Origin of the sequence: Streptomyces sp. NPDC046759 (assembly GCF_040645475.1) — a bacterium.
Taxonomy (GTDB): domain Bacteria; phylum Actinomycetota; class Actinomycetes; order Streptomycetales; family Streptomycetaceae; genus Streptomyces.
The window spans coordinates 244,892-260,240 of sequence record NZ_JBEYYJ010000006.1 but is presented as its reverse complement, the minus strand read 5'-3'; the positions used below and the strand labels follow the sequence as shown (position 1 = coordinate 260,240).

Annotated in this window: 20 protein-coding genes, 1 tRNA gene and 2 pseudogenes; 14 read left to right on the top strand and 9 right to left on the bottom strand. The window is 69.8% G+C overall.

Going from position 1 to position 15,349, the window contains the following annotated elements; all coding sequences use genetic code 11:
* Positions 1-70: 70 nt before the first annotated feature.
* Positions 71-838 (top strand): alpha/beta hydrolase, encoded by a 768-nt coding sequence (locus ABZ919_RS11230; RefSeq protein WP_361245566.1) that lies wholly within the window; start codon positions 71-73, stop codon positions 836-838.
* Between the two features lie 204 nt (positions 839-1,042).
* On the opposite strand, the gene ABZ919_RS11225 is transcribed toward ABZ919_RS11230, so the two are convergent.
* The 3 genes from ABZ919_RS11225 to ABZ919_RS11215 form a co-directional block, all read right to left on the bottom strand.
* Complete coding sequence (locus ABZ919_RS11225; RefSeq protein ID WP_361245564.1) at positions 1,043-1,561, bottom strand: phosphoribosyltransferase; 519 nt, start codon at positions 1,559-1,561, stop codon at positions 1,043-1,045.
* 13 nt (positions 1,562-1,574) lie between these two features.
* Entirely contained in the window at positions 1,575-2,150 is a 576-nt protein-coding gene (dcd, locus tag ABZ919_RS11220; protein WP_361245561.1) for a dCTP deaminase, read from the bottom strand.
* A 128-nt stretch (positions 2,151-2,278) separates the two neighbouring features.
* Positions 2,279-2,437 carry a hypothetical protein gene (locus ABZ919_RS11215; protein WP_361245558.1) on the bottom strand — a complete coding sequence of 53 codons (159 nt, stop codon included), beginning with the start codon at positions 2,435-2,437 and terminating at the stop codon, positions 2,279-2,281.
* Positions 2,438-2,717: 280 nt separating this feature from the next.
* On the opposite strand from ABZ919_RS11215, the gene ABZ919_RS11210 reads away from it, so the two are divergent.
* A tRNA-Gly gene (locus tag ABZ919_RS11210) sits at positions 2,718-2,791 on the top strand.
* Positions 2,792-2,881: 90 nt separating this feature from the next.
* On the opposite strand, the pseudogene ABZ919_RS11205 reads toward ABZ919_RS11210, so the two are convergent.
* Positions 2,882-3,047: pseudogene (locus tag ABZ919_RS11205) on the bottom strand (site-specific integrase); the annotation flags it as partial.
* Between the two features lie 219 nt (positions 3,048-3,266).
* On the opposite strand from ABZ919_RS11205, the gene ABZ919_RS11200 reads away from it, so the two are divergent.
* Positions 3,267-3,803, top strand: a complete 537-nt coding sequence (locus tag ABZ919_RS11200) for a hypothetical protein (protein ID WP_361245555.1) — start codon at positions 3,267-3,269, stop codon at positions 3,801-3,803.
* Between the two features lie 421 nt (positions 3,804-4,224).
* Here ABZ919_RS11200 and ABZ919_RS11195 read toward each other — a convergent pair whose 3' ends face one another.
* The gene (locus tag ABZ919_RS11195) at positions 4,225-4,506 is read right to left on the bottom strand and encodes a hypothetical protein (protein WP_361245552.1); all 282 of its coding nucleotides are present in this window, start codon (positions 4,504-4,506) and stop codon (positions 4,225-4,227) included.
* Between the two features lie 433 nt (positions 4,507-4,939).
* Between ABZ919_RS11195 and ABZ919_RS11190 the strand changes: the two genes are divergently transcribed.
* Complete coding sequence (locus ABZ919_RS11190; RefSeq protein WP_361245551.1) at positions 4,940-5,338, top strand: gas vesicle structural protein GvpA; 399 nt, start codon at positions 4,940-4,942, stop codon at positions 5,336-5,338.
* Positions 5,339-5,341: 3 nt separating this feature from the next.
* Positions 5,342-6,130, top strand: a complete 789-nt coding sequence (locus tag ABZ919_RS11185; RefSeq protein ID WP_361245549.1) for a GvpL/GvpF family gas vesicle protein — start codon at positions 5,342-5,344, stop codon at positions 6,128-6,130.
* Between the two features lie 64 nt (positions 6,131-6,194).
* Here ABZ919_RS11185 and ABZ919_RS11180 read toward each other — a convergent pair whose 3' ends face one another.
* The 4 genes from ABZ919_RS11180 to ABZ919_RS11165 all read right to left on the bottom strand — a co-directional run bounded on the left by ABZ919_RS11180 (position 6,195) and on the right by ABZ919_RS11165 (position 9,519).
* Positions 6,195-7,076 (bottom strand): MOSC N-terminal beta barrel domain-containing protein, encoded by an 882-nt coding sequence (locus tag ABZ919_RS11180; RefSeq protein WP_361245548.1) that lies wholly within the window; start codon positions 7,074-7,076, stop codon positions 6,195-6,197.
* Positions 7,061-7,696, bottom strand: coding sequence for a DJ-1/PfpI family protein (locus ABZ919_RS11175; protein ID WP_361245545.1), 636 nt, complete (start codon positions 7,694-7,696; stop codon positions 7,061-7,063). The genes ABZ919_RS11180 and ABZ919_RS11175 overlap by 16 nt, the downstream gene beginning before the upstream one ends.
* On the bottom strand, positions 7,693-8,664 hold the full coding sequence (locus ABZ919_RS11170) for a GlxA family transcriptional regulator (RefSeq protein WP_361245542.1): 972 nt from the start codon (positions 8,662-8,664) through the stop codon (positions 7,693-7,695). The genes ABZ919_RS11175 and ABZ919_RS11170 overlap by 4 nt, the downstream gene beginning before the upstream one ends.
* Before the next feature lie 180 nt (positions 8,665-8,844).
* Entirely contained in the window at positions 8,845-9,519 is a 675-nt protein-coding gene (locus ABZ919_RS11165; RefSeq protein ID WP_361245539.1) for a hypothetical protein, read from the bottom strand.
* Positions 9,520-9,961: 442 nt separating this feature from the next.
* Between ABZ919_RS11165 and ABZ919_RS11160 the strand changes: the two genes are divergently transcribed.
* The 9 genes and pseudogenes from ABZ919_RS11160 (at position 9,962) to ABZ919_RS11120 (ending at position 15,306) form a co-directional block, all read left to right on the top strand.
* Complete coding sequence (locus tag ABZ919_RS11160; protein ID WP_361245536.1) at positions 9,962-10,222, top strand: hypothetical protein; 261 nt, start codon at positions 9,962-9,964, stop codon at positions 10,220-10,222.
* Between the two features lie 357 nt (positions 10,223-10,579).
* The gene (locus ABZ919_RS11155; RefSeq protein ID WP_361245533.1) at positions 10,580-11,014 is read left to right on the top strand and encodes a DUF5994 family protein; all 435 of its coding nucleotides are present in this window, start codon (positions 10,580-10,582) and stop codon (positions 11,012-11,014) included.
* A 71-nt stretch (positions 11,015-11,085) separates the two neighbouring features.
* Positions 11,086-11,595, top strand: a complete 510-nt coding sequence (locus ABZ919_RS11150; RefSeq protein ID WP_361245530.1) for an STAS domain-containing protein — start codon at positions 11,086-11,088, stop codon at positions 11,593-11,595.
* A 43-nt stretch (positions 11,596-11,638) separates the two neighbouring features.
* Positions 11,639-11,809, top strand: a pseudogene (locus ABZ919_RS11145) (DUF5994 family protein); the annotation flags it as partial.
* Positions 11,810-12,019: 210 nt separating this feature from the next.
* Positions 12,020-12,358 carry a MerR family transcriptional regulator gene (locus tag ABZ919_RS11140; protein ID WP_361245527.1) on the top strand — a complete coding sequence of 113 codons (339 nt, stop codon included), beginning with the start codon at positions 12,020-12,022 and terminating at the stop codon, positions 12,356-12,358.
* Positions 12,359-12,588: 230 nt separating this feature from the next.
* Positions 12,589-12,792, top strand: a complete 204-nt coding sequence (locus tag ABZ919_RS11135) for a cold-shock protein (protein ID WP_361245524.1) — start codon at positions 12,589-12,591, stop codon at positions 12,790-12,792.
* Positions 12,793-13,008: 216 nt separating this feature from the next.
* Entirely contained in the window at positions 13,009-14,502 is a 1,494-nt protein-coding gene (locus tag ABZ919_RS11130) for a DEAD/DEAH box helicase (protein ID WP_361245521.1), read from the top strand.
* 151 nt (positions 14,503-14,653) lie between these two features.
* Complete coding sequence (locus tag ABZ919_RS11125; RefSeq protein ID WP_361245764.1) at positions 14,654-14,989, top strand: CBS domain-containing protein; 336 nt, start codon at positions 14,654-14,656, stop codon at positions 14,987-14,989.
* Between the two features lie 20 nt (positions 14,990-15,009).
* The gene (locus ABZ919_RS11120) at positions 15,010-15,306 is read left to right on the top strand and encodes an SCO5918 family protein (protein ID WP_361245518.1); all 297 of its coding nucleotides are present in this window, start codon (positions 15,010-15,012) and stop codon (positions 15,304-15,306) included.
* The last annotated feature ends 43 nt before the right edge of the window (positions 15,307-15,349 follow it).

The window sequence follows — 15,349 nt, the reverse complement described above, 5'->3', positions numbered from 1 at the left end:
CACGGCCGGCGATTGACCCAGGTGTCGCCGGGAGCGCCTCGACAACCAGGCCCTCTCGAAAGGCAACACCATGCACTCTCTGCAGTTCACCGCTGAGTCCTCGTCGAACGGCATCCTCGAACGCGACTTCACCGTGGGCGCAGTCCCCGGCGTCCTCTGGTCGCCGGCTTCCGATGTGTCCGATCGCGCACCACTGATTCTGATGGCCCACGGCGGCGGCAACCACAAGAAGCACCCGGCGATGGCGGGCCGTGCGCGGCTCCTGGTGACTGGCTGCAACTTCCATGTCGCCGTGATCGACGCACCGGGTCACGGCGACCGGCCGCGCACGGAACACGACGAGGCAGAAATCGCCGAGCTGTTCCGGGCGAGGGCGGCCGGCGAGCCGGAAGGCCCGATCGTCGTGCGTTACAACGCCCACCTGGCGGAGCTCGCCGTGCCCGAGTACCAGGCGACTCTGGACGCCCTCCAGGAACTCCCCGAGATCGGCACCGACGGGCTGGTCGGTTTCTGGGGCATCAACATGGGCACCGCGATCGGCATACCGTTCGTGGCGGCCGAGCCCAGAATCACCGCTGCGGTCTTCGGCCAGCACTGGCCCGATGTCCTGGTCGAGCAGGCGAAGCAGATCACCATCCCGATCGAGTTCGACATGCAGTGGGACGACGAGCACATCACGCGCGAGGAGGGTCTCGCCCTCTTCGACGCCTTCGCCTCGAAGGAGAAGTCGTTGCACGTGAACTCCGGCAAGCACAAGGAGCTGCCCAGGTTCGAGGCCGACAGCGCGGTACGGTTCTTCGCCAGGCACTTCGGCGGTGCGGTCACCGCGTCGTCCTGACGCGGGCGGTTGCGGTGTCCGCTGCCGGGCGCCGACACGAGGAGGGTTCTGCCCGCCACGCAGGCGATCGCGACGGGGCTCGCCCAGAGGCGTATCAAGCCCGGTCTTGCTTCTGACACCAGCGACTGACACCAACGGCCGCAAGGCCCCTCGATTCCTGCCGAGGGGCCTTGTTCATCCACACGGCGAAGACCTGGGGCCGGGTCAGAGCGCTTCCTTGTTCTCCTTGGGCGCCTCGCCGGACTTATGTACCGGAGGCAATACACTCCACGGGAAGTTGATCCAGTCGTCGGTCCGCTTCCAGACGTACTCGCACTTCACGAGCGAGTGGGACTTCTCATAGATCACCGCGGAGCGCACCTCGGCGACGGTGTCCAGGCAGAAGTCGCGCACGAGCTTCAGCGTCTTGCCGGTGTCGGCGACGTCGTCGGTGATCAGCACCTTCTTGTCGGAGAAGTCGATCACGTTGGGGACGGGCGCGAGCATGACGGGCATCTCGAGCGTGGTTCCGACGCCCGTGTAGAACTCGACGTTCACCAGGTGGATGTTCTTGCAGTCCAGTGCGTAGGCGAGCCCACCCGCGACGAACACCCCGCCGCGGGCGATGCTGAGCACGATGTCGGGCTGGTACCCGTCGTCGGCGATGGTCTGCGCCAGCTCGCGGACGGCGCTGCCGAACGCCTCGTACGTCAGGTTCTCCCGTACGTCCTGCGTGTCACTCATGCCGTTGCCGCCCTCACACCTGGGTCCGGTGGAAATTGACGTAGGACCGCGAGGCGGTGGGCCCGCGCTGGCCCTGGTACCGGGAGCCATAGCGTTCGCTGCCGTACGGGAACTCGGCGGGAGAGGTCAGCCGGAACATGCACAGCTGGCCGATCTTCATCCCCGGCCAGAGCTTGATCGGGAGCGTGGCGAGGTTGGACAGTTCCAGGGTGACGTGCCCGCTGAAGCCGGGGTCGATGAACCCGGCGGTGGAGTGGGTGACCAGACCCAGCCGCCCGAGCGAGCTCTTGCCCTCCAGCCGCGAGGCGAGATCGTCGGGCAGCGTGATGACCTCGTAGGTGGAGGCGAGGACGAACTCCCCGGGATGCAGGATGAACGGCTCGTCGCCCTCCGGCTCGACCAGCCGGGTCAGGTCGGGCTGCTCGACCGAGGGGTCGATGTGCGGGTACCGGTGGTTCTCGAACACCCGGAAGTACCGGTCCAGCCGTACGTCGATGCTCGACGGCTGCACCATGGATTCGTCATAGGGATCGATCCGTACCCGCCCGGCGTCGATCTCGGCCCGGATGTCCTTGTCTGAGAGAAGCACGTAGCGAGGATACGCAAGGCGCGCGGAGCCGTGACAATCGTGACGACTCCGCGCGCCTGGGTTACCACTGCCTGTCGGTACTACCGACTACCGCTGACCTACCGGTGCCGTACCGCTGCGCCGCCCCGCTAGCGCTTCTCCAGGGCGACCGGCACCACACTGCGGAGCCGGGCGCACCGGGGACACCTCATGAGCCGGCCGGGCCCGAGGCGCTCGGCCTGCTGCATCGGGAACGAAGCGGTGCTGAAGACGTGCCCGTCCGCACAGCGGACGACGGTGCGTTGCATCAAGTCCCTTAAGTCCCTTCCCCAAGAGCCTCGTCGGGCTTACCGCCCTGACGACAAAAGCCACATTACGGGATCAAAGAGACGACCCTCCAGGCGGCACTCCGGCTTCCTCCGGCCCCTCCGCCGAGCCTCCACGGTACGCCCCAACTCAGCCTGTCCGCAGCCGGATCCGCCCCTGAAGCAGACTCAGCCTCCGGCGCCCGAGCACCGGGGGTCTGCGATGATGTACAGTGAGCAAGGTCCGGACAAGGCGCTCCGCGAGCACCGCGTCCGTACTTACGCGGGTGTAGTTTAATGGTAGAACATCAGCTTCCCAAGCTGAGAGCGCGAGTTCGATTCTCGTCACCCGCTCCATGAGAAACCCCCAGGTCAGAGGCCTGGGGGTTTGTTTGTTGTCTAGACCGGTGAGCGGCGGACGCACCACAACGGCACCATAGGCCGCTGTCAGCTGCCGTTGGGCTTCTCGTTGTGGTCCGCGCGGTCGCCGTTGTGGTTTTTCGCACGCTCGGCGCGGACCATCGTGTCCTTCAGGGTGGCACCCGAGCGGGTCGAAAGAGTGTGCGCCGGTGTGACGGAGGTCGTAGAACCGGAAGCCGTCCGGAAGACCCACGGCAGCTCGTACAACACGCTCTGCCGATCCACACGGGCTGCAACGGCCCGACCGACAGCCTCAGGCGTCGAGTTGGGCACACTCCGAGCATGCCCGCGAAGGAGCGCTCACCGAGGAATTCGTATAACTCCCGGCGTCTTTGGCCGGAAACGACGCATCGACGCCCGGCGCCGGGCAAGCTCCCAGTTTCACCGGATCGGCCAAGGAGACCGACAGGACATGGAAGAAACCCCGCTCCTCCACCCCGCCGAGGACGGCGCCACGGTGGGACTCTTCTGGGTCTCGGCGGACGGCGTGTACGTGGGAGCCCCTGCGACGGCACCGGTCCCCAACGTGGTGCTCACGGCAGCGGGGCCCCGCGTCACCGGTCCGCACCCACGGGAGTGGACATGGTCCGACCTCGTCGGCCTGGAGATCACCGAGGTCCCGGCCCGCTCCGCTCCGCAACGCTGGGCTACCCACGCCGCGAGCTTCGTCGCAGCAGCTCTGGACGCCTGGGTGCCGAGCAGCCCGACCGAGATGACCCTCTCCGTCATCGCGTCCGACGGCACCTACCGGACGCCTGTCTACTCCAGCGCCGCCGTCGCCTACTCTCCGCGCGAGGTCGCTCTCTCACACAGGTTGATCAGCCACTTCATCCAGGGCGCCGCCACGCCCGCCGTCCTGACCGAGTGGTGGGAACAGACCCGGCCGACCAAGGTCCTCCGGTCACGGGAGCGGGAGGCCGCGCTCGAACTCTGGCTCGCACGCGCCTGACCGTTCCTTCGTGGGCAGCCCCGCGCCTGCCCGGCCCTCCCCACGAACCCTGCACATGATCCGAATTCCCCCCTGCGTACTCAGCAGCTTCCTTGGGCGCCACCGTCGCCGGTGAGGTGATCTGGCACGCGGACCACAACTGTCAGGTGAAGATCCGCCTCGATGAATGGCACGTGCCCGACTGATCACCTCCTGGTCGCAGCAGGTCAGCACCCGGACCGGCCTCAAATGCTCGCAGCTTCCCAAGCTGAGAGCGCGAGTTCGATTCTCGTCACCCGCTCCATGGAGAAGGCCCATGCCGAAGGCCTGGACGCCGACCCGTCACGCCAGCCGGGCCGACAGCCGGGCCACTGAGCTGCCCGCCGACACCCCGACAAGCCAAAACGGCCCGGCGGGTGAATCGCCAGGCCGTTTTGGAAGATCAGGATCCGAAGGTGATGATGTACACCGGGCTGTTGGTGCTGCCCTCGTTGTGCACCACCGGACAGGACGTCTTCTGCTCGCTGTGATCGGTCTTGACCTGAATTCCGCAGAAGGGCGAATCGTCCCAGTTGAGCTGGTCGATGTTGCTGAGCACGGGGATGTTGTCCCCTCCGCTGTTGTCCCCTCCGTTACGGGGGTCGGCGCTGGCCCCGCCGATGCCGGCGAAGAGGATTCCGCACGTGGCCACGGCCACCGCTGCGATCTTCTGGACGTTCCTCATGTGTTCTCCTCCGCTGCTCTGCCCCAGATCGGGCAGACGCCGTAGAGAACGATGCGCAAAAGGGATCAGAGCGTAACGCCATTCATCCTTTGATCACTCCTACGGCCGTATACATCACGAAGTTGCTGAACGAACTGAACACGTCGTTCTGTCCCTTGCCCTCGTGACCGACAACCGAAGGGGTAAAGCCGCGTAGGCGCCCTTCAGCCCTGCGGGGCGACCCCCCTACCCGGCGGCCGAGGCAGCGACGCCTGGCCAGAGCCAGGGTCATCCCACGGAATCCGATGGCTCTCGTACTGGTGTTTGGCCGCGGGGGTCGCGGCTACTCGCCCCTGAGGCTTGCTCACAGCGAGGAACAGCGAGGTCGAGGCGGTGCTGCCGGTGGTCTCCGCCGACGAGACGGTGCAGAACAGATGACAAGGGGTTGGTCGCGATGACCGTGATGACACAGCAAGGTGGCGGGGGCGGTTCCAGCGGCCTCTATGACGTCCTGGAACTCGTCCTCGACCGCGGACTGGTGATCGACGCGTTCGTGCGCGTCTCCCTCGTCGGTATCGAGATACTCAAGATCGACATACGGGTCGTGGTCGCCAGCGTCGACACCTACCTCCGCTTCGCCGAGGCGTGCAACCGCCTCGACCTGGAAGCGGGACCGCGCAAGCCGGCCGGGCTCACGGAACTCACGGGAAAAATGACGGAGTCCGGCGCCCGCGGCAAGACCAAGGGAGCCCTGTCCGGCGCCGCGGAGACCATCTCCGATGCCTTCAGGCAGGCGCGCGAGGAGGGCCAGGAGCGTCAGGGCGACCGGGCCACGCACAGGAGGGGGGAATAGCAGATGAGCACCTATGTCTACGGGATCATCCGCGCTTCCCACTCCCCCCTCCCCCAGGACATGGAAGGCATCGGGGACCCTCCGCGACCGGTACGCGTGCTGCGCCAGGGCGATCTTGCCGCGATCGTCAGTGAGGCCCCCGAGGAGCTGCGGCCCAAACGCCGTGACCTGCTCGCCCACCAGCACGTCCTGGACGAAGCCGGGGCGGGCGGCGCGGTCCTGCCCATGCGGTTCGGCAGCGCCTCTCCGGACGACGACACGGTTGCGACGGTGCTGGCCGAGCGTACGGAAGAATTCCTTGAGCGGCTGCAGACCCTGGACGGCACCGCGGAGTACAACATCAAGGCCAACCACGACGAGGAGGCCGTGCTCCGTCTGATCATGGCGGCCCACGACGACATCCGGTCCCTGGCGCAAGCGACCCGCGAGGCCGAGGGTGGCACACAGGAGGAGAAGGTCCGGCTCGGGGAAATGATCGCCGCCGCCGTCCAGGAACGCGAGGCGACCGACGCGGAGCTGCTTCACCACGCGCTGGCACCGATGGCCGAGGCAGTCAGCGCCGGCCCGAAGAGCACCGGCTGGCTGGCCAACCTCTCCTTCCTGGTGGACCGCGATTCAGCGGAACAGTTCCTGAGCGCGGTCGATGCCTTCGGCCAGGAGCACCCGCACCTCGAGCTGCGTGTCAACGGCCCGCTGCCGCCCTACAGTTTCGCTGAAACCCCCTCGTCCCAGCAGGCCGAAGGAGGCACCACGGACGCGTTCGGAACCGTGACAACCCGGCGGACCGGGTAAGAAGTGGCGGTCCGGCCGGCGTGGGCGCCTTGTCCGTGTCCCGCGCGCGTCCGTACGTCGGGGCTTACGACTCGGCCTCCCCCCACTCCTGCACGACCACCTCATCGCCGACGGACAGCTTCCCCGGCCGCACCACGGAGAACTTCGCGCCGAACACCACGCCTCCGCTTGGCGAACGGCGGTAGCGTGCGAGCGTACGCAGCGGTTCTGGCCCGTGACGGGCCCCGGCTTCCTGGTCGACCAGCGTGACCGCGCAACGCACCGCGAGCTTGGCATAGCCCAGTTCGGCTGCGCCGATGCAGACGCGGCGTACGCGGTCCTCGGCGTGCGCCACGTCCGCCCAGTCACCGCCGTCCCTGTCCCCGTCCCTGCCTCGGCCGCTGTCGACGACGATGTTCGGGCGGAAGCGGTCCATGGGCAGGGGCGGGGCGCCGTACTCGGTGGCCATCCGCCGGTTGAGAAGGGTGAGGGAGGACCGGGACAGCAGGTGTACGGCGCTGCTGTCGGCGTAGCCGGAGGTGCCGGGGATCCAGCCGTCGGCGATTCGGTCGTGGCCCGGCGGCACGCGTACCAGGCGGCTGGCGGTGCCGAGGAACTCCGAGAGCCAGGCGGCGGCTTCGTCACCCTGATCGATTCCCTGGAAGGTGGCGCCGAACAGGTCGACGTCGCGGCGCGGCGCCAAGGTGGTGACGTCGAGGTGCACCCTGCCGCAACCGCTCGCCGTGTCGGCCGAGTCGAGCGTGAGCCGGCTGCCGTCATGGCTGACGGTCGGCTGGATCAGGGCGAGCCGGGGGTGGTGGCGCTGGGTGCGGTAGACCCCGTCCTCGCTGACGACCATGAAGCTGCGGTCGTGCGCGAGGCCCGCCGGCGTGAGAAACGCATCGCGCACGGACGTACCCCTGCAGCCCTTGACGGGGTAGCAGATCAGGTCTACGACGTCGGCCATGTGCCGCCTCCTTCCGCAGCGGGCTGAGGCTCGTCGGCGAGGTAGGGAGGGGCGGGCTCGTACTGGATGTAACGGCGCACGGCACGGGCGTGATCACGGCCGTGCAGCCGGCCGATCAGCCAGAGGCACATGTCGATTCCGGCGGACACTCCCTGGCTGGTGACCAGGTGGCCGTCGACCACATAGCGCGCGTCACGGACCACGGTGATGTCCTCGCGTGCCTGGAGCGTGTCTTCGAAGGCGTGGTGCGTGGCCACGCGGCGGCCGCGGGCGGGGCCGGCCTCGTGCAGCAGCAGGGCTCCGGTGCACACACCGGTGGTCCAGGTGGCCTGGGCGGAGGTTGTGCGGATCCACTCGACGAGTACGGGGTTGGACACCTCGGTCCGGGTGCCGTTCCCGCCGGGCACGAGCAGCACGTCGAGCGGCGGGTGATCGTCGAAGGTGTGGTCGGGCAGTACCCGCATGCCCTTGTTGCAGCGGACGGGGCCTGGCCGTTCGGCGATCAGCACGGTGGTGTCCTGCTGCTCGCGGATCATCGCCGAGGAAGTGAACACCTCCCAGGGCCCGACGAAGTCCAGTTCCTCGGCTCCCTCGAACAGCAGCAGCCCATAGGCGGTCATGCGTACTCCCTGTCGGATCGGAATCTGGCCCGGTACGCGGACGGCGCGACGCCGACGTGCCTGTGGAAGGAGCGCCGCAGCGTCTCCGCGGTACCGAAGCCGCAGCGGTGGGCAATGGCCTCGACGGGGTCGTCGCCTTCGACCAGGGCCCTGCGTGCCACCTCCACGCGCACCCTCTCCACGTACGCCGCCGGAGGCGTGCCCAGTTCGGCGGTGAACCGGCGCTGGAGGTGACGGGGACTCAGGCCCGCGTGAGCGGCCAGCTCGGCGATCCCGTGCCGGGCCCGGGGATCCGCGTGAATCGCCGACACCGCTGCCCGGACCGGATCGGTGGACGGCTGGCGCGACCACAGCGGCACGCTGAACTGCGACTGGTTGCCGGGCCGACGCAGGAAGAGCACCAGCTCCTGAGCGACGGCATGGGCGATGCCCCGGCCGAGGTCGTCTTCCACCAGAGCGAGTGCGAGGTCCATGCCGGCGGTCACACCGGCTGAGGTCCACACCCGCCCGTCCCTGAGAAAGATCGGGTCGCAGTCCACCCGCAGTTCGGGATGGTGCTGGGCGAGCTGCTCGGCCCGGGACCAGTGGGTGGTCACCCGGCGGCCTTCGACGAGCCCGGCGGCTGCCAGTAGGAACACCCCGCTGCACACCGAGGTGACGCGGCGGGCGGTTTCCCCGGCCGCGGCGATCCACCCGGTCAGCGTCCCGTCCCCTGCCGCGTGGTCGACGCCGTTGCCGCCCACCGCCACCAAGGTGTCGACTCCGCGCGGGTCCAGGTCGGCCACGCCATGTCCGGCGTGCACGGGCAGGCCGCTGCTCGACCGGACCGGACCGGCGGTGGGCGCCAGGACCTGGCAGTCGTACCCTCCTGCGAGCGTCCCGGCATGATGGAACACCTCGTGCGGGCCGGCCAGGTCCAGAGCCTGGAAGCCGTCGAAGATCACGAAGACGATGCGTCGTCGTTGCACGTCCCGAGCCTGCTGGTTTCGACGGTATGGCGTCAACGACATGCATCCCACGATTCGCGCCGTCGCGGTGCGTTGCGTTACCGCCCGCGCCACCGTCGAACAGCGGGCTCGGCCGGCTGTGCCGTCCTGTTCTCGCCGTGCCCCTGACCCGAGCCGAAGTGCGGTCCCTGACGGGGTTGCTCACGTCCCCGGAGCCAGCACCAGAATGCGGAACGCACCGGGCGCTACGGCCGGGAGGGTGCCGTCTCCGGCGTACCGCCAGCCCCAGGAGCGCAGCGTCTCAAGGGTCCTGTCGTCCCGGACGTCCACCAGCGTGACGCCGAGCGCAGCGCCGTGGTCGGCGAGCAACCGCCGCTGCAGGCGCCGGGCGAGGTTCCAGACGTGGTCCCGGTGCTCCCGGCGCGCGCGAGGCGGAACGACGATTCCGGACACGACGAAGATCCGCCCGGAGCCGGCGCGGCGGAGCAGCCCCCGAACGCGTCCGTCGAACCCCGCCCACCACGGACCTGCGCCCGTGGGGAAGCCGTAGGCGTATCCGGTCAGGGTGGTGGTCTCCGCGATCAGCAGCGAGAACCCCGGTCGTCGTGCGTCGGCCGCGAGATGGCGCAGGAAGGCGGCACGCGCCTCGTTCCACGCCCATGGGTCGCCACCGGAGGTCATCGCGTACAAGTCGCCCAGCTCCTGCAGACGGTCCGCGACCTGACCACGCGTCAGCGGGCGGACGCGTTCTGCGACCCGGGGCGAGGACGTGCGCTCCCCTTTCGGCGGGGCCGGTACGCGGGTACGCGGGCCGCCCCGTGCGGGCCGGAGCGCGGGGAGGGCCAAGGTCGTCGGGAGGAACACCTGCGTGGTCATGACCAACCCTGCCCCGGGCACGGGCAAGGCCGCCCCGGTGTCGTCGATCCCCGAGAACGGCACCGGTGCCTGAGGCGGTGCGCGGCGTGCCCTCGGTAACTCCACCGTACTCCCGGCGGGCCCCACCTCGGCGGCCCGGCAGTCGCCGACGACCGCGGCGGCCGGCAACGGCAACGGCCTACGGGATCCGGTGCCGCCTTCCGGGATCCGGCACCGCCGCTCCGGGATCCGGCGCCGCCTTCCGGCCCGGGTCGGTTCGCACGGCCACCAGGCTCGGGCGGCCTGCCGGACCGCCGGTAGGCCATGACACGCACGGCCGCCCTCACCCGGCATACCCTTCAGAAGGGGGCCGCCGCGGAAACGCGCCGCAGCCCCCGCACCTCACCCGGTGTGTCGGGGGGCCGGTTTCGTGGTTCGTACCCGTCGCCGCCAGGAGGTCCGTATGGAGCACGAGCCCTTGCCCTCCAAGGACCGCGCCGAGGTCCGCGTCGTCGCCGCGACGCCGGAGGTCGCCCGTCGCGTCGCCGAAGTGCTCCGGCGCTGTTTCGCCTCGACCGAGCAGCGCAGCTACCCCGCCGGTCGTGAAGGAGGGACCCGGCTCCATCTCACCCTAGACACCGCGAGCGCCGCGGAACCCGCACGGTCCTGGCTCGCGACCAGCGAATCGACAGATCAGGACCGGTCACACGCCGACGAGGTATGACCCCTGGATCCGTTCAGCCGCGAATCACCCCGGGGCCGGCGGGCCGGTGCGCCGCGCCGAGCTGTTCAACGAACAGGAGGAACAGGTGTAACAAGGGGAACACCAGGAACGGGAAACGCAGGGGGCCCACGACAAAGCACAGAAGGCGTAGCCGGACGACTGATCCAGGCCGCCCCCCGTCGACCAGGAGTAGCCTGACCGTACCGAGGGCTTTTCGCGCAGCGCGACCGGCGGTGCCGTTCCCGGCGAGCGACCAAACGGGCAGTCGTCCCACGACTCCCGGGACGGGACCGCACGATGGAACCCAGCAGAACGCAGGCCGGAAGCGCATCCGGTGCCGACGCACACACATACCGTATGCCCCTGCCCCGCCTGACCCTGACCCCGGACGTCAGCCACGGTCCGCTGGACGGAGCCTGGTGGCCTCGCTGCGACGCGCTGGAACTCGAACTTCCGTCGCTCGTCAGCTCGTTGGAGGCCGGCACGGCCGCCACGATACGAGTCACCGTGGACCCCGCCGAATGGCCCGACGCCCCGCACACGGTCATGGCGCCCGGCCGGGTGATCGCCGTGGAACCGGCCCAACCCGGTAGCGGGGCGCACGTCATCACCCTGGACTGCGGCACCGCGGGACACTGGGTGCTTCTGGTCGTCCCGCCCGGGGCGCCGGCCGGAACAGCGGCCCGGCTGCTGGCCGCCGCCGCCGACCCCGAGAACCCGCTGACCGCCGCACGGATGCCGGCGCTCGCCGACAAGGGGCGACCGGTGGACACGACCGGGGATGCGGAATGAGGCACGGGACCCCGCGGGAGCCCACGACAGGGACGACCGACCGGCCACAACCGCCGTACCGGCGCGAGCCGTTGACCACTCGGCACGAACCGCCCACGCTCTTCGAGGCGTGCCGCATCGTCCGCGTACGCGGCGAACTGGACGCGCAGACCCTGGCGCCCCTGGTCCGCACCCTGGCCGAGGCCCGCGCGGCCCGGCCCGGACGGCTCCTCCTGATCGTGGACCTGAGCGAGGTGACCTTCACCGACTGCAGCATCCTCAGGCCCCTGTGCGAGGCCTGGTCGGACTGCCGCGCCCGGGGCGGCTGGATGCGCATCGTCTACGACAACCGCACGACCGCCCTGGTCTTCCGCCACACCGGCCTGCTCGACCGCTTCCCCGCCTACGCGAACGCACAGGACGCCTGGGAGGGACGAACGGCCGACACCCGCGGAGCAGGGCCCGGGGCGGCACCCGTCCGCGGACTCCGCCGGCCCGGTCCCGAGGGCGACCGGGGCCACCCGGACGTCGCAGCCGCCGTCCCCGCCCTCCGTCCCGCCGCGAGCGCAGTCCTCGCCGCCGAGGCGCACCGTCCGGCCTAGGACGACGTCCCACGCCGAACCACTCCACAGGACGCCTCATGAGCTGAGCGAGCGGCTACGGCCACCCGCCGCCGGCCCGCCCCCTCACCCGTCCCCGCCTCGCGCCCGAGAGCCCGCGCCACGCCGTGTCGACGGGGCCTGGTGGCCGCGCACCTCCGATCTCCGGGCGGAACTCCCGCCACTTCTCTGCGGTCTGCCCTGGGGCAGGATCGCCGGCGCGTCGGCGGCCGGCCACGACGTACGGCGGCTCGTCGGGCCGTGCCCGGAGGCACATCTGTCACGGCGGGACCACATCTCCGCACCCGCCGGAGTTAGGGTTGTGGCACGAGGCAGATGGCGCCGAAGGCGGATGGCGCCGAATCCTTCGCAGCACGGGTGCCACGGACGCCCGGATCCCTCGCCGCGCCCCCGGAACGAAGGTGCCATGCCCGCTGAGAACGCCCCTGTCGGCGGCAACCTCGACGACGACGACTATCCCGCCTACACCATGGGGCGGGCCGCCGATGTTCTCGGTACCACCCCCGCCTTCCTCCGGGCCGTCGGCGAATCCGGACTGATCACTCCGCTGCGTTCGGAGGGCGGCCACCGCCGGTACTCCCGCCGCCAGTTGCGCGTCGCCGCCCGCGCCCGCGAGCTGGTCGACCAGGGCACCCCCGTCGAGGCCGCATGCCGCATCATCACCCTGGAGGACCAGCTCGACGACGCCCTCCGGCTGAACCGGGAAATGCGCCGGAAGCTGGATGAGCGCGGTGCGGATACCTAGCCTCGCCGATACAGAAATGTACCCCCCAATGGGATGACACTTTCCGGACGGCCCGGAAATCACATGGCCGCCGTCACCCGTCCTGTGTTAGCGTGATAGCAGTTGCAGTTTTGGTTGCCAGAGATTTTATTCTTTGCAAGCTTTCCGGATCCTTCCGGAGGGGTGATCATCGCGGCGACTCGGCTCCGTAAAGTGCGGAGTCCGGCACTGCCCCTCAAGGGAGATTCAATATGGCATCTGGCACCGTGAAGTGGTTCAACGCGGAAAAGGGCTTCGGCTTCATCGAGCAGGACGGTGGCGGCGCTGACGTGTTCGCCCACTACTCGAACATCGCCACCAACGGCTTCCGCGAGCTTCAGGAAGGCCAGAAGGTTACCTTCGACGTCACGCAGGGCCAGAAGGGCCCGCAGGCCGAGAACATCGTTCCCGCCTGACGCTGACGCGAACCGTCGCGAGCCACTGGTTCGCGCATCATGTGGCTGGGGCCCGCGCTCTTGGGGTGCGGGCCCCAGCCCATTTTTTCTACTCCTGCAAGGCCGCGAGGAACGTAAGGAACGTCAACCCGAGGTCTGCGGATTTCACTCGGCTCATTCCTGTGATTCCCCCTCAAGGAATTCCTCGATACGTGCCGCATCGAGGAAGGCTCCATCGTGGACCGCGCCCGTTCCGCTCGTTCCAGTAGCTCCAGTGCTTCCAGCCGCTCCCGGACGCAGAAACCGGCCCGTCGAAGTTCTGGTCCGGGCCCCCGGCACCAGTACGGCCGGCGAGCACGCTCCGCCGCACCCCGACAGGAGTTCGCCCTGCCGGTCACCGTCACCGAACCGCTGCCCGCGGTCGAGACGTTCGCCGACCTGGACATGCCCGAACGGCTGCTGGCCGCGCTTCGCGTCGAGGGCGTGACCGTTCCCTTCCCGATCCAGGCGGCCACCCTGCCGAACGCGCTGGCGGGCCGGGACGTGCTGGGCCGGGGTCGTACGGGTTCGGGCAAGACGCTCGCCTTCGGCCTGCCTCTGCTGGCCCGCCTGGACGGACAGCGGGCCCAGCCCAAGCATCCCCTCGCGCTCGTCCTCGTCCCCACCCGGGAACTGGCCCAGCAGGTCACCGACGCGCTGACCCCGTACGCCCGCGCCCTGCGGCTGCGGCTCGCCACCGTGGTGGGCGGCATGTCGATCGGCCGGCAGGCGAGCGCCCTGCGCGGCGGAGCCGAAGTCGTCGTCGCCACGCCCGGCCGCCTCAAGGACCTCATCGAGCGGGGAACCTGCCGGCTGGACCGGGTCGCCGTCACCGTCCTGGACGAGGCCGACCAGATGGCCGACATGGGCTTCATGCCGCAGGTGACCGCACTGCTCGACCAAGTGCCCGCCCGCGGCCAGCGACTGCTGTTCTCGGCCACCCTGGACCGCAACATCGACCTCCTGGTGCGCCGTTACCTCCATGACCCCGTGGTGCACTCGGTCGACCCGTCCGCGGGAGCCGTCACCACCATGGAGCACCATCTGCTGCACGTGCGTGATGCCGACAAGGACACCGCCGCGACCGAGATCGCCGCCCGCGACGGACGCGTGCTCATGTTCCTGGACACCAAGCACGCGGTGGACCGGCTCGCCCAGCACCTGCTGTCCGTCGGGGTGCGCGCCTCGGCCCTGCACGGCGGCAAGTCGCAGCAGCAGCGCAACCGGACGCTCGCCCAGTTCAAGGACGGCCAGGTCACGGCCCTGGTGGCCACCAACGTCGCCGCCCGCGGCATCCACGTCTCGGGCCTCGACCTCGTCGTGAACGTGGACCCTCCCGGCGACCACAAGGACTACCTGCACCGCGGCGGCCGTACGGCGCGCGCCGGCGAGTCAGGCACCGTCGTCACCCTCGTCCTGCCGCACCAGCGCCGCGCGGTGGAGCGCCTGATGGCCGACGCCGGCATCGCTCCGAGCACCGCGCGGATCCGTCCCGGCGAGGCCGAACTGCAGCACATCACCGGCGCCCGGACCCCCTCCGGCGTGCCCGTCACCCTCGCCGCGCCGGTCGACGGACGACGCGAGGACAAGCAATCCGCCGGCCGGAATCGCAGGGGCGCAGCCGCCGGGCGCGGCGGGAGCGGCCGGCCCGCCGCCCGAACCCGTCGCTCCGCCCCGAGGAACACCCCGTAGCCCCCGTACGGGGATGCGCTCCCAGCAGTCAGCCAGATCCGTCGCCCGTCCCGCCCGCCCCGACGAAGAGGAGAAGCCCTTGACGCAGTGTCCGTCCCGAGCACCGCAGGCCGACGGCGCCGACGACACCGGTCTGACCGCCCGCGACGCCATGCACGCTCCCGGGCCACAGGTCGACGACCACATGACGGTCGACGTGGCCCTGTCCGTGCTCATCGGTGCTCGTGTTCCGCACCTGCTCCTCCAGGACGAGGACGGGCGGTGCGCGGGACTGGTCACCCGGGCCCAGCTCGCCGCACACCGCGGCGGCTCGTGGTACAGCGACCGGACCCGGCTGCGGGACATCCCGCTCGACCGCGGACCGTTCACCTCGTCCGTCGCCGCACTCGGCGAGGCGGAGGACGCGATGCGGGACCGGACCCTGGACGTGTCCCCCGTGATCGACGAACACGGCTACGCCCTGGGCGTCCTCGTCCGCACCCCCTGAACCGCTCCGAGGAGGCATCCATGCGCTGTGTCATCGCCCGTTTCCCCTTCGACCTGGCCAAGAGCGAGGTCGAGCAGTCGATGAGCGGCATCACACCCGAACCCGCCATCGGCGTGTGCGTGACCATCGGCCGCCGTGTCTACCCCGTGATGCAGGTCGGGGAAGTGATCACCAGGCAGAACCGCCGCGACTTCACGTCGGGCGAGATGCGCCGGGCACTGACCCGCCTGGGGTTCACCTGCCACGATGCGCGCCCGGTCGCACCGCCGGAGTGGGACGCGCAGGCCAACGAGCGTGTGCTCGGTCCGCTGGACTGAGCCGAGCGTCTGCGCTTTCCGGCAGACCTTTCCGGTCACAGCA